At 60.3% G+C, this 14349-nt stretch carries 13 protein-coding genes and 2 pseudogenes; 6 read left to right on the forward strand and 9 right to left on the reverse strand.

From position 1 onward, the window contains the following. Positions 1–483 precede the first annotated feature (483 nt). Together ABIB99_RS41245 and ABIB99_RS41250 are read left to right on the forward strand one after the other, a co-directional pair. Positions 484–2496: pseudogene (locus tag ABIB99_RS41245) on the forward strand (ParB/RepB/Spo0J family partition protein). Positions 2497–2885: 389 nt separating this feature from the next. Continuing rightward, positions 2886–3161: a DUF736 family protein gene (locus tag ABIB99_RS41250; protein WP_354181492.1), complete on the forward strand. Its 276-nt coding sequence runs from the start codon at positions 2886–2888 to the stop codon at positions 3159–3161. A 925-nt stretch (positions 3162–4086) separates the two neighbouring features. On the opposite strand, the pseudogene tnpC reads toward ABIB99_RS41250, so the two are convergent. The 3 genes and pseudogenes from tnpC to tnpA form a co-directional block, all read right to left on the reverse strand. Then, positions 4087–5624 (reverse strand): annotated as a pseudogene (gene tnpC / locus ABIB99_RS41255) (IS66 family transposase). Positions 5625–5693: 69 nt separating this feature from the next. Next, positions 5694–6047: an IS66 family insertion sequence element accessory protein TnpB gene (gene tnpB / locus ABIB99_RS41260; protein ID WP_354181494.1), complete on the reverse strand. Its 354-nt coding sequence runs from the start codon at positions 6045–6047 to the stop codon at positions 5694–5696. Next, positions 6044–6928: an IS66 family insertion sequence element accessory protein TnpA gene (gene tnpA / locus ABIB99_RS41265; RefSeq protein ID WP_354181496.1), complete on the reverse strand. Its 885-nt coding sequence runs from the start codon at positions 6926–6928 to the stop codon at positions 6044–6046. Before tnpA ends, tnpB begins: the two co-directional genes overlap by 4 nt. Between tnpA and ABIB99_RS41270 the strand changes: the two genes are divergently transcribed. Then, positions 6927–7112: a hypothetical protein gene (locus ABIB99_RS41270; RefSeq protein ID WP_354181498.1), complete on the forward strand. Its 186-nt coding sequence runs from the start codon at positions 6927–6929 to the stop codon at positions 7110–7112. The two genes, tnpA and ABIB99_RS41270, sit on opposite strands and share 2 nt — an antisense overlap. Positions 7113–8062: 950 nt before the next feature. Here the strand turns inward: ABIB99_RS41270 and ABIB99_RS41275 are convergent. Beyond that, positions 8063–8533 carry a hypothetical protein gene (locus ABIB99_RS41275; protein ID WP_354181500.1) on the reverse strand — a complete coding sequence of 157 codons (471 nt, stop codon included), beginning with the start codon at positions 8531–8533 and terminating at the stop codon, positions 8063–8065. Between the two features lie 262 nt (positions 8534–8795). Between ABIB99_RS41275 and ABIB99_RS41280 the strand changes: the two genes are divergently transcribed. The 3 genes from ABIB99_RS41280 to ABIB99_RS41290 all read left to right on the forward strand — a co-directional run bounded on the left by ABIB99_RS41280 (position 8796) and on the right by ABIB99_RS41290 (position 10314). Beyond that, entirely contained in the window at positions 8796–9059 is a 264-nt protein-coding gene (locus tag ABIB99_RS41280; protein WP_212305282.1) for a helix-turn-helix domain-containing protein, read from the forward strand. A 147-nt stretch (positions 9060–9206) separates the two neighbouring features. Further along, positions 9207–9773: a cytochrome b gene (locus ABIB99_RS41285; protein WP_354181502.1), complete on the forward strand. Its 567-nt coding sequence runs from the start codon at positions 9207–9209 to the stop codon at positions 9771–9773. A gap of 52 nt (positions 9774–9825) precedes the next feature. After that, positions 9826–10314 (forward strand): CDP-archaeol synthase, encoded by a 489-nt coding sequence (locus ABIB99_RS41290; protein WP_354181504.1) that lies wholly within the window; start codon positions 9826–9828, stop codon positions 10312–10314. On the opposite strand, the gene ABIB99_RS41295 is transcribed toward ABIB99_RS41290, so the two are convergent. From ABIB99_RS41295 to ABIB99_RS41315, 5 genes are all read right to left on the reverse strand, one after another. After that, positions 10295–11260 (reverse strand): metallophosphoesterase, encoded by a 966-nt coding sequence (locus tag ABIB99_RS41295; protein ID WP_354181506.1) that lies wholly within the window; start codon positions 11258–11260, stop codon positions 10295–10297. The genes ABIB99_RS41290 and ABIB99_RS41295 overlap by 20 nt on opposite strands. Positions 11261–11652: 392 nt before the next feature. Next, a complete protein-coding gene (locus ABIB99_RS41300; protein WP_354181508.1) occupies positions 11653–12039 on the reverse strand; it encodes a DUF302 domain-containing protein in 387 nt (128 codons plus the stop codon). 85 nt (positions 12040–12124) lie between these two features. Then, entirely contained in the window at positions 12125–12652 is a 528-nt protein-coding gene (locus ABIB99_RS41305; RefSeq protein ID WP_354181510.1) for a Spy/CpxP family protein refolding chaperone, read from the reverse strand. Between the two features lie 111 nt (positions 12653–12763). After that, complete coding sequence (locus tag ABIB99_RS41310; RefSeq protein WP_354181512.1) at positions 12764–13819, reverse strand: AI-2E family transporter; 1056 nt, start codon at positions 13817–13819, stop codon at positions 12764–12766. A 64-nt stretch (positions 13820–13883) separates the two neighbouring features. After that, entirely contained in the window at positions 13884–14240 is a 357-nt protein-coding gene (locus ABIB99_RS41315) for a hypothetical protein (protein WP_354181514.1), read from the reverse strand. Between the last annotated feature and the right edge of the window lie 109 nt (positions 14241–14349).

Consider the following 14349-nt stretch of genomic DNA (forward strand, 5'->3'; position numbering starts at 1 on the left):
GGGCTGCCGCTTCGCGGCACCGCTATCACTGCCCGTCGCGCGGGTGCCTTGTTAACCGGTCTCGCGACTGCACTCGGTCCCGGGTCCCGCCGCGTTCCGCGTCGGCGCTATGCTGACCCTCCTGCGGGTGCCTCTTTTGATTTTCTCACTCTTGCTTGTGTTCTCACCTGCGCTGACTTGTCCAACATTCCAACGTTCGAGATCTATGGGGCTCCGCCCCTCGCGCGCGCCAGGGTGAAGCGCCGGCTGCGCCGGCGCCGACCCAAGCGGTCTCCCCGGTCTTCCGCGCTTTGCTCCTCCTGTCGACTTTGGACTGCATGCACACACGCTTGTGCAGACCCGCTCTTCGAGCGGCCCCTATCGGGCGGGAGATACCCCTCCGCTCGGGTCGCCCCGGCGCTTGCTACCCCCGGTCTCGCCGACGGGCAGGGGTGCAGGCGCGTGGTGCGCCTTGCACCCATGGAAGCAAAAGGAAGAATGATCATGTCGGCAACGCAAGTTGAAATCGTTTCTGCGAGCGGGACGGAGACCTTTATTCCGCTCAACAAGCTGAAGAAGTCTCCGAACAATGCGCGCAAGACGCCGCATAGCGAGGCGGCGATCGAGGGGTATGCGGCGAGTATTGCCGCCAAGGGCATCCTCCAAAATCTGGTGGTCGAGCCGGAGTTGGATGGAAAGGGAGCCGCTACCGGTTTCTATCTAGTGACCATCGGGGAGGGCAGGCGGCTTGCCCAACTGCTGCGAGTGAAGCGGAAGGAGATCAAGAAGACCGAGCCGATCCGCTGCATCATCGACACCGCGAATGACCCCCACGAAATCAGCCTGGACGAGAACGTCACCCGGGAAAACATGCATCCCGCCGACCAGTTCGAGGCGTTCCGGAAGCTTGCGGACGAGCGTGGCTTTGGTGCGGAGGAGATCGCCGCGCGCTTCGGGGTGACGCCGCATGTGGTGCGGCAACGCCTCCGGTTGGGGGCAGTTTCCCCCAAATTGATCCAGCTGTATCGCGATGGCGGTCTGACCCTTGAGCAATTGATGGCCTTTGCCATCACCGACGATCAGGCCCGGCAAGAGAGCGTCTATGAGCGCCTGTCCTACGACCGCGATGCAAGCACTATCCTCCGCCTCCTGACCGAAACCCATGTCGCTGCAACCGATCGCCGCGCCCGCTTTGTCGGGCTCGAGGCCTATATCGATGCGGGCGGTACGATCCTGCGCGACCTCTTCACTGAGGATCGCGGCGGCTATCTCGAAGACGTGGTACTACTCGATTTGCTGGTGACGGCCCGGCTTGGCCGCGAGGCGGATGCCTTACGGGCGGCCGAGGGGTGGAGGTGGACTGAACCTCGTTTGGACTTCCCCCATGCCCACGGCATGCGCCGCGCCTACCCGCACCCTGTCGAGCTTTCGGTTGAAGATCAGGCCGCTCTTGATGTGGCTCAAGGCGAGTTCGACCAACTGACCGAACAGCATCAAACGGTCGAAGAACTGTCTGATGAGGTCGATGCCCGGTTCGGTGAACTGGAGACCAAAATCGAGCAGCTGGAAGCAAAAGGCAGGCCTACGATCCCAATGACATCGCTCGGGGCGGTGCTTTCGTCATCCTCAATTACGACGGCACCATCAGGGGTCGAGCGCGGTTTTATCCGCCCCGAGGACGACAAATCCGATACCGAAACCGGGACGGACGGCGACGGCAAGGCGCCGGATGAGGAGGCCGAAAAGGGCGATCAAGCCACGCGCGATGACGAAGGAGAGGACGAAGAGAATGAAGAGGAAGACGAGGAGCAACGGTTGTCCGACACGCTCGTTCGTGACCTCACCGCGCATCGCACTTTGGGGCTGCGTCTCAATCTGAGTGAACAGCCAGACGTCGCCATCGTGGCCGCCACCCACGCGCTCGCCGCGCAAATCTTCTATGTCGGGGCCAATTCCCATGTGGTCGGCATTCAACCGGTGAAGACGGATTTGGCCGCGCATGCGGCCGGAATCGAGGACATCCCGGCCGGCAAAGCGTGGTCGGATCGCCATGCCAATTGGGCGAGGCAGATGCCTCGTGACGTCGCTGCGCTGTGGGACTTCGTGGCCGAACTCGATCACGACAGCCGCATGGCGTTGTTCGCGCATTGCACGGCATTGACAGTCAATGCCGTCAAATTGCCCTTTGACCTCCGGCCGCGCGCGTTGGTGGCGGCCAACTGTTTGGCTGGAGCTGTGGCCCTCGACATGACCGGATATTGGAGGTCGACAGTGCAAAGCTATCTCGGCCGCGTCACCAAGGCGGTCATCCTTGAAGCCGTCCGCGAAGCCGTCAGCGGTGAGGCCGCCGAACGCTTGTCGAGCATGAAAAAGGTCGAGATGGCCGCTGCTGCCGAGCAGCTGTTGGCGCCAACCGACTGGTTGCCCGCCGTGCTCCGCACGGCCAAGACGGAGGTGCAGGCTCGTGCGCCAGACGGAGCGCAGGGAGCTGATTTCTGCTCGCAAGCGGCTGAGTAGAAGTGAGCCGGCGTCGCAGGAGCGGCGCCGGCGCTCATCAAATTCCGGCCGCGCTCGTGTCGGTGCGCGGCCGGTTCAGTTGAGGTGAAGCGGCGATAACGCCCGTTAGCCCGTCTCCAAACGGGGGCCACGATCCCTCCGATCTGCGCCATTCGTAGCGGCCAGTGAGGCTGCGCCAGCCTTCCTTTTGGCCGCGGCGAGCTATCAAATCGGGGTTCTGATCGTGTCTGGACCTCGCGTATCCGACGCGCAATCGTGCGCACAATCCTGGCCGGCGCCGTCGCTTCCTCATGCGAAAATGCCGCCAGTACGCTTTGATTTGTCCGGCACATCGTCTTTGAATTTGATGTCTGGACGTCGCTTTACTTGATCGATCCCGCCGCTTTCCGATGCCGTGGCGGGCTCTGGCTGCCACGTTCATCTCCGTCAGTCCGGTCAACCGCGACAAGTCCGGCGATACATCACCGGACTTCCGCATCTTCACCCACGGGCTTGAGGTCGGATCCGGCCGGATTTTGACCTGCGAGGGCCGCGGAGCGGACTACCTCAGCTTGTCATTTGCAGCACCTGGCCTCGGAGGCCGTAAGCTCTGTGCCAACCTTGGTCGAACGGCTGGCCTTTACGGTGACGGCAGCTTTTTCCTGATCTGGAATCCTGTCGATTAGGTCGAAAAGCTGGGCTCCCGCGCATCGCGCGGGAGCCCATTCTTATGTCGCGGCTACAAGGTTTTGAGGATCGCAGACCAGTGTAAGAGCGCTTCCAACTGGGGCACGTCGAAGAGCGAGCGGCGACCGAACTGCCTGCGAAACATCTCATCATGATCCAAGAAATGCACTCGCACGGAGCGGAATTCTGCCTCGAGCTGAAGTCGTTCGATGGCTTTTTCTGTTCGTTTCGATGCAGAAAATCGCTCCGGCGCGATTGGAATTTATGCCAATCTTTGGACAGCCGAAAGATTGGAATTGATGGCTTGGACGTGTGCCGAGCGGCCGAGCTTTTAGCGTTCTGCCTCAGATCCCTTGCTTAAGCTGGTGCGTTCGGCGTGCCACAGCTGGTATTTTCTGCACCAGAGATCGCTCTCTTTTGCAGACAAAAGGGACTTAGTTCTGTGTTGAAAGGACCCTCGCTCACGCGGGCAAGAGTTCGCGGAGGAGTGTTATAATCGCGTGCTGTTGGCATATGGGCGATGCCTTCGGCCCGCGCTCTACTCGTCGCTTCGCTCCTCACCGAGCCACCCCAGGGGTGTCTCGGCCCTTCGGGTCACGATCGCTATCGCAAGCGCGCAAGCAGTGGGGTTCGCTCGTCAACTGTGAAGCCGCAGCGGCTCTTGCGCGGAGTAGAATTTTGCCCGGAGTTGAAGGTCGCTCGACGGCTTTTCTCTTCATTCCGATGCCGAAGATCGCTCCATTGCCACTAGAGTTTGGGCCGCTCTATAGGCCGCCGAGAGGCTACAATTGATGGCCATGACACGTGCCGAGCGGTCGATTTTTTTGCGTGTCGCTTAGATCGGCAGATGCGACTGCGGCAAGATGAAGAAGGGCTAGCGAGCAACAAAGAGGAGGGGTAAGCGTCCGGAGCTTGCACCTGCGCTCATCCCTTGACAGGATTTTCGACTTTCCAGGCCCACGGTAGCAACTCGTCGAGGCGGTTGACGGGGTGTCCATCGACCATCCGCGTGAGCACATCGCGAAGATAAGTGTAGGGCTCGACGCCGTTCAATTTGCAGGATTCGATCAGCGAACAGAGCACCGCCCAGCGCTTTCCGCCGCCGTCGCTGCCGGCAAAGAGGTGGTTTTTACGCCCCAGCGCTACGGGACGGATCGCGCGTTCGACCGGATTTGTGTCGAGCTCGACGCGGCCGTCATGCAGGAAGCGCGTCAGCCCATCCCATCGCGAGAGAGCGCGTAACGCATCGCCTCGGCGAGCTTGGCGCGACCGGGTAACAGGGGCAGCTGCGTCTCGATCCAGAGCCGGAAGTTATCGACGAGCGACCTCGATAATGAGCGCCGTGCGGCCAGTCGATGCGCTGGCGATTGACCGCGGATTCTGCTCTCGACGGCGTAGATTTCGCCGATCCGACGCAGGGCTTCCAGCGCCAACGGCGCACCGTCGGCCTCTGCAATTTCGTAAAACTTGCGCCTTGTATGGGCCCAACAGGCGGCAAGAATGATGTCACCGTTAGCGGTCAGCCGCTCGAAGCCGGCATAGCCATCGACGTGCAGGACGCCCCTAAAATGCTCGAGATGCGAGGCGGGTCGCTCGGCTTTTCGATCCGGCTCGAACAGGTAAACTGCTGCCGGCGGCGCCGGTCCACCCCAGCCGCGCGGATCGCGGGCATAGACCCACAAGCGCCCTGTTTTCGTCCGTCCTCGGCCTGGATCCAGCACCGGGATAGGCGTGTCATCAGCAAAGAGATGGTCGGAAGCGAACACGTTTTTGCATAGCCGTTCGTGCAAAGCCTCGAACCACCAGCAGGCGCCGCCGACCCAGCCAGCGAGTGTCGAGCGCTCCAGGTCGACACCGTGACGCGCAAAAATCTGCGCCTGGCGATATAGCGGCGTGTGGTCACAATACTTGCTCACCAGCACCTGAGCGAGTAGGGCCGGCGTGGCCAATCCGCCCGCGATGGGTCGCTCGGGAGCAGGGGCTTGAGTGATGGTTCCACACGCTCGGCAGGCAAATTTCGGGCGGCGGATACGAACCACGCGCATCTCGGCCGGCACCCAATCCAGCATCTCGCTGACGCTCTCGCCGATGGCATGCAGGGCGCCGCCACAGCACGCGCAAGCCTCGCTACCGGTGCCGAGAACGACCTCTTCGCGTGGCAGATGATCGGGTAATGATTTGCGTTTCGGCGGCGCGGTTGGAGACGGCGCAGCTGCTTCAAACGCGTCTGGATTGGTCTCGGCAACCGCAACATCGGTGTCGAGATCTTCAAGTCCCAGCGCGAACTGGTCGGTGTCGAGACGCTCGGAACGACGCCCATATTGCGCGCGCTGAAGCTGCTTGATGATCAGACGAAGGCGCTCGATCTCACTGTTTCGATGCTCGATCAACGAGGCGATGTCGCGCACCAGGCGGTGCAAAAGCGCTGGGTCAGACGGCAGATTGTTGAGGTCAAGCTGCATATCCGATTCTACTCGGATACGCCGATTCGATGAAGCGGATTCGCTATATTATAAGGGGTTTTGGCGCTCTCAGCCCGCGATTGCCGGTCGCCAACGACGCTCCGGTGTGCGCCAGTCGATGCCTTCGATCAGCATTGCCAGTTGCGCCGGCGACAACGTGACCGTGCCGCCTGGATCGCTCATTCTGGGCCAGATGAAGCCGCCCTGATCGAGCTTTTTGGTGAACAGACAAAGCCCGTTGCCGTCCCAGAACAGGATCTTCAGCATGCTGGCCCGCTTGCCTCGGAAGGCAAATAGGTGGCCGGAGAACGGGTCCCTCTTCAATGTTTCCTGGACGATGATTGCGAGCCCGTCGAGCCCCTTTCTCATGTCGGTGTAGCCCAGAGCCAGGTGCACCTTCACGCCCGCGGGAACGATCATCATGATGCGATCTCCCGGTCGGCGACGTGTCGCCGGACGACGTCCGGATCAGCATCAGCGGGTGCGAAGACGCGCCGTCCGTCGGGCAGTTCGACCGTCACCATGCCATCCGGTGGCTGCAACAGATCATGCAGAACGAGGGGCGAAGGAGCGTCCACCCCTGTGTTTGCGACCTCGACCCGGGCCAATTCCCCCCGCGCGCGTCGGCCAAATCCGAACTGAACGCGCCACCGGAACAGCATGCTGGTGACGATCCCGTGGCGCCGGCAGACCTCGGCGGCCCTGGCACCTGGAGTCTCGGCTTCGCGTAGGATCGCAAGTTTCTCCTCGTCGCTGAAGCGACGTCGGTTGGCGCGTCCGTCTTCCGATGGATCGACGCCGGACGCCTCTGTCAAGCTGCTTTCGATGGTGAACTCCTTAGCAGCGCTGCTAGCACTAGTGCTTATTTGCGCGCGGGCACTGGGGTGAAGCTGCGCTCGCCAGTCGATTTTGACCTCGTTGGCATCGATCAGATCGCGCCACCGCTGCAGGCCAAAACGCGATATTCCATGGGCCTTGGCGTACGCCCGCACGCTCATTCCGGACCATGTCATCGCCTCAACATGCATCGCCCAGAACGCTTGGACGGCACGGCTGCGCGCGTCGCTGGACAGCTTGAGAGGCCGCAAACGGCGCTCCTCACGCTTCAATTCGGCTTGTACTCTAATGGCTTCCGCGTCGGACAGGACGTTCAGCCAGCGCGCAAAACTGCCCTGGTCAAGGCGATGCTGACGGCAGTAACTGCGCCTGCTGAGACCACTCTTTTGCCACGCCTCGATGTGCACCGACCACCAGGTTCGGCGCGCTCTGTTCTCATATTGTTTCCGCCCCACGAGATTCTCCATGCTGCAGGAAAATCCAATATGGAACGACGAGGCATACTCGAAAGACGTGCGACGACCGGACGCTTACGAGGAGGGCGAGCGATGGCAAGATAAAAGCAATGGCGCCGAAGAGCGGCTAAGTGGTTGTCTGCACATCCAAGATTTGGAGATAGCGCAGGCCGCGATGTCACCAACCGGGATCTAGATGGCGCCAGTGGGGACCTAAGGAAATGCTCTTGTTCGCCGATTACGTCAGCGACTGGGCAATAGTTCATTGGCTTTACATATTCGCGGTCTTCTCAGTCGAGAAGCCCACGTGCACGGCGTCGACGACGACTAGTTCGAAGCGAAGCTCGGTTGGATCGGGACCGCAGAGCCTGGAAGGCGACTGGATATCTTCGGCGAATTCGGCACGCCGCGGTGAAGGCTGCCGCAACGGCTTATCGGGCGCCGTCCCAGGCGACTGGATTGGCCGCGGATATGCACAAACTGCGGTGCTTGCCGGGCGGGGGGAGTACCAGAGGTGAGCGCCGGGTTGTGAACTAAGCGCGCCTTGTGCGCATCAAGGCGGGTGGCGCCGGTTCCATCCGCGCGCGTCTGAGCTATGCAGTGCGACGGTGTCACGAGAGCCAGACGAACTCTGTGAGGCCGGGACCGTGCCAGAGGCAAGCTCTTCACCGAACGTCGCGAAAGGCGACCACCATTTCTGGATTATGGTGGTGCCTGAGGATGGCGCGGAAAGTTCTCCGACCCGAAGCCCTTCTCCGCGACCGGATGAGGCAAGCGGAGCAGGACCTCGCCAACAGGCTCGGCTAGCCAGTAGCTGATCACTTCAACACCGGTCGAGACCGCACAGCCAAGCTATGCTCCACCGCAGGGACGATGCGGGCATGACCGCGTGCTTGCCCGTGACTACATCGCCGGCGGTATGCGGACACGGTTGGGCACAGACCTTCCATCTCGCGGTCCGGACTTAGACGCGGGATCAAGGCCGCTCGCAAGCGCAGAGGATCGCAGCCGGAGCAATTTGCACCTCAATGAGCTGTGCAGCGCAAAGCGGTGATGCGCAGTTCACGGACGGGCATATCGCCACTCCGCCGCTACCGGGTGCTGGGAAACTTGTGAGCCGGGATCGTCTTCCTCCGATCCCGAGGTCTACGTCGTGAGCCCTTGAACGCGCATGGCAGCGAGGGCGGCCTTTACCCGCTGCATGGAAGTCTCGAGTTGTTGGAGCAAGCTGTTCAGTTCGCGCGGGCTAGCCTCCTCCATGCGCAGGTTGTCAATGTGCAAGGTTTCTTCAATTAACTGGACCAAGTGAACTCCCTCAGAACTGCAGCCGAGCGCGCTATGATCGTTTGACATCTCAGTCTCAACGACGACCTTTCCGTCGATCGTCATTCGAACTAAAGTCCGCCATGGAACGAGCCGGGTGACCGTTGAAACCGGGAATTGAAGCACAGCGAAGACTTCGCCGGTTTGCTTGGATCGGTATCCGAAGCGGAGCGCGTCGCTCGCGCACTCAAAGCTCTGGTGCCCAGGGAATTCAACGAAAGCTTCGAGATCAGCCGGCATCAGGGACGATGGTTTGTCGATAAGAGCAAAAGGTTTGGCATTCTGTTTCGACACTTGAATCTCTCTCGAAATGCCGGTCCGCGCCGCTGCGGTCTTTCCTGCTGTCCGTAAAGGAGCCAGGCAGGTTTCTTTTGAGCTTCCTCGCTGCCGTCAGATACGTTCGCCCGCTGCACGGTCGTGTAGATGCTTCGCCTTACCCGGGAGCCGCTCGGATCCGGGTCGCATCACTTGTTGGTCCTTCCGCTTAGGAAAGGATGGATAATTAGTAGCACTATTGTCCGTGGTTTGATAGACCTACGAATGGTCGCTTGCGCGCATGAAAGCGCAAGCCTTGGTTGCGAGAAATATCCGGCGATTGCGCGTCGGCCAGGGACTTTCGCAGGAGGCCCTTGCGGTCGACGCGGGGATAGACAGAACTTATGTCAGCCGCCTTGAGCGCGGGCTCGAAAACCCATCGGTGGCAGTTCTTGAGAAGCTGGCGATCGCGCTGAAGGCGTCTATTCCTGATCTCTTTGTTGTTCCTGGGAAGGGAGATCTGCCGCCGCGTCCGCTTAGGGCCGGGCGGCGGCCAAAGAGCTGATCTCGCCTTCAAAATGCAGCCGCCTGCGACGATAAGCAGGCGGCGTTTTTTAAGGGTGTGCCGATCGGTGAGGCCTGCGCTCGACCTGCTTGATTCACGTCAACGAATTGGCCCGCGTTTAGTTTATTGTGATTGGGAGGCTTTGATATGCAGCTACTCAATTCAGACAAGGACTACGGCGCTATTGCGCAGACCCTGCACTGGGCGACCGTTGTTCTTGTCATTGTTGCTTGGATGCTGGGCATTTTTGGCGATGATCTGCCGAAGGGCGAATTCCGTCAGATCGGCCTTGCCGTCCATGTTGCCGCCGGAATCGCAATTCTCGTCCTGCTTGTGGCTCGCCTGATCTGGCGGTCGATCAATCCACCTCCTGGATCGGAAGCGACCGAATTCGGGACATGGCTCGGGAAGTGGGGCGATCCTGCCGCCGCGATCGCGCACTATACTCTTTACGCGTTGCTCGTCGCAGTGCCCGTCGCCGGCATTGTGCTTCAGTTCGCGCGAGGGGATGCATTACCCTTGTTCGGTCTTGCCGCCATTCCGTCACCGTGGCTCAAGGATGCGGCCTTTGCCCATAATGTGAAAGAAATGCACGAAGTTCTTGCGCATGCGCTGGTGGTCATCGCAGGCTTCCACGCTATAGCCGCGCTCATTCATCATTGGGTATTCCAGGACCGCACTCTCACTCGGATGCTACCTCGCTCCAAGGATTGACGCGGCTTGCGACCTGCCGACCTGTCTGCTTGCTTATACTTCGAGATGCTTGATGGCCGCGATGCCAATCTTATATTCGCTTTTTCTTTTGACACTCGCAAACGGGTCGCCGGTTGTGGCCAAGAAGCTGTTCGGCTCTAGCTTCGCGTTCTCTGTGGATGGAGGGTTTCTGCTCTTCGATGGCCGACCGATATTCGGCGGCTCGAAGACCGTCCGCGGCATCGTTGCCTCGATCGTCGTGACCACGGTTGGCGGCATCTTTGTTGGACTGGGTTACGAATTGGGAGCTCTCATGGCCATCGTAGCGATGGCGGGAGACTTGTTTTCCAGCTTCTTGAAGCGGCGTATGAACATGCCGCCAAATAGCCAGGCGCTGGGTTTGGACCAGGTTCCGGAATCGCTGTTTCCACTCTTGGTTTGCCGGGAGAGCCTTGGGCTGAGCTTCGCCGACATCTTCGTGGTTGTTTTGATGTTCTTTTTAGGCGAGCTCGCGATCTCGCGGGTGCTGTACACGTTGCGTGTTAGGGATCAGCCATATTGAAACGGTCGGCGGGCCGGCACAATCGATGCAGCGTAATTTCCGGCGGGCAGTTGAAGCGGACGGCCACAACGCTCGATCCCGCACCCACGGACGTATAGCCGGCCATATCGTGATAGCGCCAGGCGCCGGCTCCCAACCGACGTGGCAGCACGGAGTCGAGCGTAATGGGGATCGAACCGGGAAGGCAGATCTGTCCTCCGTGCGTATGTCCGCTCAGTAGCACATCAAAGCCGGCATGCGCCGCTTGTCGGTAGATTTCCGGTGTGTGAGACAGCAGGATCGAGAAGGCGCCGTCGGGGACATCTGACCCGACCTTCTCGATGTTGTCGACCCTGAAATAGTGCGCGTCATCGACGCCTGCGACGAATATCTCCTGATCGCCGCGCGTGATCGTCGCGCATTCGTTCTGGAGCATGCGTATGCCCATCGCCTCCAGACCGGGGAGCATCCTGATGGTGTCGTGATTGCCGAGCACGCCGAGAACGGGTTGCTTCAGGTGGGCTATTACCCGTGCCATGCCTTCCAGCGCGGCGTCGAACGGTCCGAAGGTCTTGCCACGATAGTCGCCGGTTAGGACGCACAAATCATAGTCCAGGCTTGAGACTAGCTTCACCAGACGCCGCATGGCACGCTGGCTCATATCGACGTGGGTATCGCTGATGTGAAGAATCGTGAAGCCGTCGAACAGGTTCGGCAAATTTATGCATTTGATACTGTTGTACTTCACGGTAACGCGCTCGGCGTTTCGGCGCCCGCGCCAGTAAAGCCCCGACAGCTTCAGAACATTTCGTATCAATGAATGAACGGAATACCAGTTCTCGATATGAAAGAAGTTGAGGCCCTGGCCGAAGATCTGCGCTTCATGATCGTTTTCGATGCCGAGCCGCTGCCGGGCGACTATCCGCCCCAAACGTTGCTCCAGTTTCGAAAGCAGTTCGTCTTCCACCTGCTACGCCTTTCGGTTCGTGGCAATCAACCGCGAATACGCGCCGGTTCGTCGTCCTCTCCGCATCGAACGAGCTTATCCAGCGCAAGAAGAAGCGACGAGGTTGGCCGGAGCGGCCCATTCCGCCAGTCCCGGATAGTTGTCCGTAAACCAGCTGCAGGCGCCCTGGACCATAACGAAGGCTGCTGCCGCCTGGACAATACGGGGACCGAAATCCCTTGTGAGGTGAGGGCGGAGTAAAGTTCGCCCAGCGAAGCAGTCTTGCCGTCGACCAGGCCGACGTCGCCCAAGCCGATTTCAAGGAACGATCTATATACATGGAAGGAGCAGATCAGGTGACGGCTTTTTACGCTTGAAGCAGGTCAAGCCTTCCAACGGCTTGGGAGGGCTTCCTACAAACTCTCGATGACCTTCCGTAGCAGCGTCTGGACGTGCTGGGCTGATGCTTTGAGTTCGGGATTATCGATTGCTTGCATCGATGCGACGGGATCAATGGCCGCGATCTCGGTGCGATCTTGAGCGATCTCCTGCACCACGACATTACACGGCAGCATCGTGCCGACCTTGTCCTCAAGTTTCAGGACCTCGTAAGCGAGCTTCGGATTACATGCTCCGAGGATACAATAGTTTCGAAAATCGGTTCCAAGCTTTTCCTTGAACGTTCGCTTGACGTCGATTTCCGTGATGATGCCGAAGCCGCCCTGCTTGAGCGCTTCCGTAGCGCGCCGAGAGGCTTCGTCGAAGCCAACCAGAAGGGTCTTGCTGAAATAGTAGGCCATCTTGCAATTCCTCCTCGTCACCAGCATGAATCGGATCGCTGCCTGGGCGAATCGGCACGCGCATCGTCTCAGCCCGATTGGCGCCTCACCAAAGGTCTCGCCAGAAGCGGCCGCGTTCGGAGGGCGAATCCAGTCGAGCCTTCTGCTCGTCGCTGAGCGTCGCGTAGAAGGCCTCGAACGCGGGGCGCATGGTCTTGACGGACTGCAGCATGGCTTCCATGCGCTTCTCCATGAATTCCATTCGGCCGATCGCGGTGGTTGGTACCTCGGTTGGACAAGCCACACGGAGAGCTTCAGAGGCTTTGTCCGATGCTGCCTTCAAGTCATCAAATTTGGCGCGCTGAGCTTCTGTCGGCTTGATGACCTGCTCGATCCGATCGATGCGCCATCCGAGAAAGCCGGCAGCCGCGGGGCTGCAGGTGCCCGCGAAGCCTCCTCGGCCCATGAATCCCGGCCCCATCATCATGCCGGGTCCCATCATGTCGCGTCCCGATCCCGCACCTCCAGGTCCGAAGGGTTGCGCGGTGGCGGTCGCGGCAAGCGTTGCGGTCGCGATCGCTACTGAGGCGACCGCGACGAGTTGATTGAGTTTGCGCATGGCGTTGTCCTCCATCGCCGTCAATCTCAGAGTCGTAAACGTCGATATACTTGAAAGCTTAACTGGGTATGCCCGTCATCTCATTGAGATACATCAACAGAGATCCTGATCGGGCGTATCCCGCCGCTATGGTGTAACGCCCATCGCAGTTGCCGCCCGGTCGCACCGAATTTGCAGCAGGGTCAAGGTGAGGGCAAGCAGCAATGGACCGAGCACCACGCCCGGTGTCCCCATGAACACCAGCCCGCCAACGACGGCGATGAAAGACAGCATCGTGTTCATCCGAAGCCTGCTGCCGACCAGGATCGGGTACACGATGTTGTCGACGAGACCGACGACGAAGGTCCCCCACACCGCTAGAATGATTGCTGATGTGTAGGCGCCGCTCAACGAGAGATAGACGGCGGCCGGTGCCCAGATGACGAAGGCGCCGAGAAACGGAACGATAGCCAGAAGGCCCATCAATACGCCCCAGAACACCGGAGCGGGCAGGCCCAGCCACCAGAACATTAGGCCTCCCAGCCCGCCCTGCAGCGCCGCGACGGCGACGGTACCGAAGACGGTCGCGAAGATGGTATCGGTAAAGCGCCCGACGATCAGCGCGAATTCCGGCTCCGAAAGCGGCAGATGGAGCCGCGCCGCCTCCGCAATCGCCTCCCGGTCGCGCAAGAGATAAAACAGAAAATAGAAGGTGAGCAGAAAGTTGGCCATTCCGGAAAAGGACGCGCGGAGCACGGAGCCGCTCCACGTCGCGAGCGCGGAAGTCGCCGTTTGCATCAGATCCGGAAAATCCACCTTGTCATGGACCCACTGCAGCGCTGGGGCAAGCCAGCGATGCTCGTCCATGAGACGCGTCCAGTCATCGACGTCGAACATCGGCACGACAATCGCTCCGCTGCGGACGGCCTCGTTGAGCAAGGTGCCTGCCACCAGGATGGCAGGAACGACCACGATAAAGGCGGTTACTATGACCGTGATCAATGCCGAAAGGTTGCGAGACTTGACGCGGCTGCTCACAGCGCGGTCGAATGGTGTGAACAGGACCGCGATCGTCGTCGACCAGACGAGCGCTCCCAGGAATGGCGCCGCCATGACGGCAGAGATGACAACTCCTAGCACGATGGCGACCGCGAGAGGGACCGAAGCCGGTGCTCGATCGGGAGATTTGGGGCCTGGAAGCATTGATTGGGTCTTGCCTCAATTTTCCATTGAACGCGCTATCGCAAGACGAGCGCGTAAGCGATCATCAGGATGCATGCGGCGAGGCGTGGACACGAGCATCCTCTCCGGCATAGCGGGTGGCGAGTTCGGCATAGGAGGCGGCCGTGAGAGCCATGACCACGGCCGCCAATGCGAACGCCCAAGACGAGTACGTCTGCGCGTTATCAGCGACCGCGCCGGTCAGAACGTAGATCCCGGCTCCTATGGTCACTCCGGTGCCGTAAAGAACGAGGAGGGGCAGTCCGATACGCCGCAGCAGGCGTGCCGGAGGTGCGATCAGATATTCCGGCACGGATTCCACTTTTAGCCATTTTGCGAGGAGGGACTGACGACTGGAGTCTATATCGGGCAATCCTAGGTACGGACCCTTGATTTGGGTCAACTCGGCGGAGCCCTGGTCGTGGCGTGGGCCGGCGATCGGAAATTTGACGGCAGGGCTCGGGCCGGAGACCTTCTGACCTAGATCAATCGGCCCGGACCCGGCGCTGGTA

This window comes from Bradyrhizobium sp. LA6.1, assembly GCF_040547805.1.
GTDB lineage: Bacteria > Pseudomonadota > Alphaproteobacteria > Rhizobiales > Xanthobacteraceae > Bradyrhizobium > Bradyrhizobium barranii.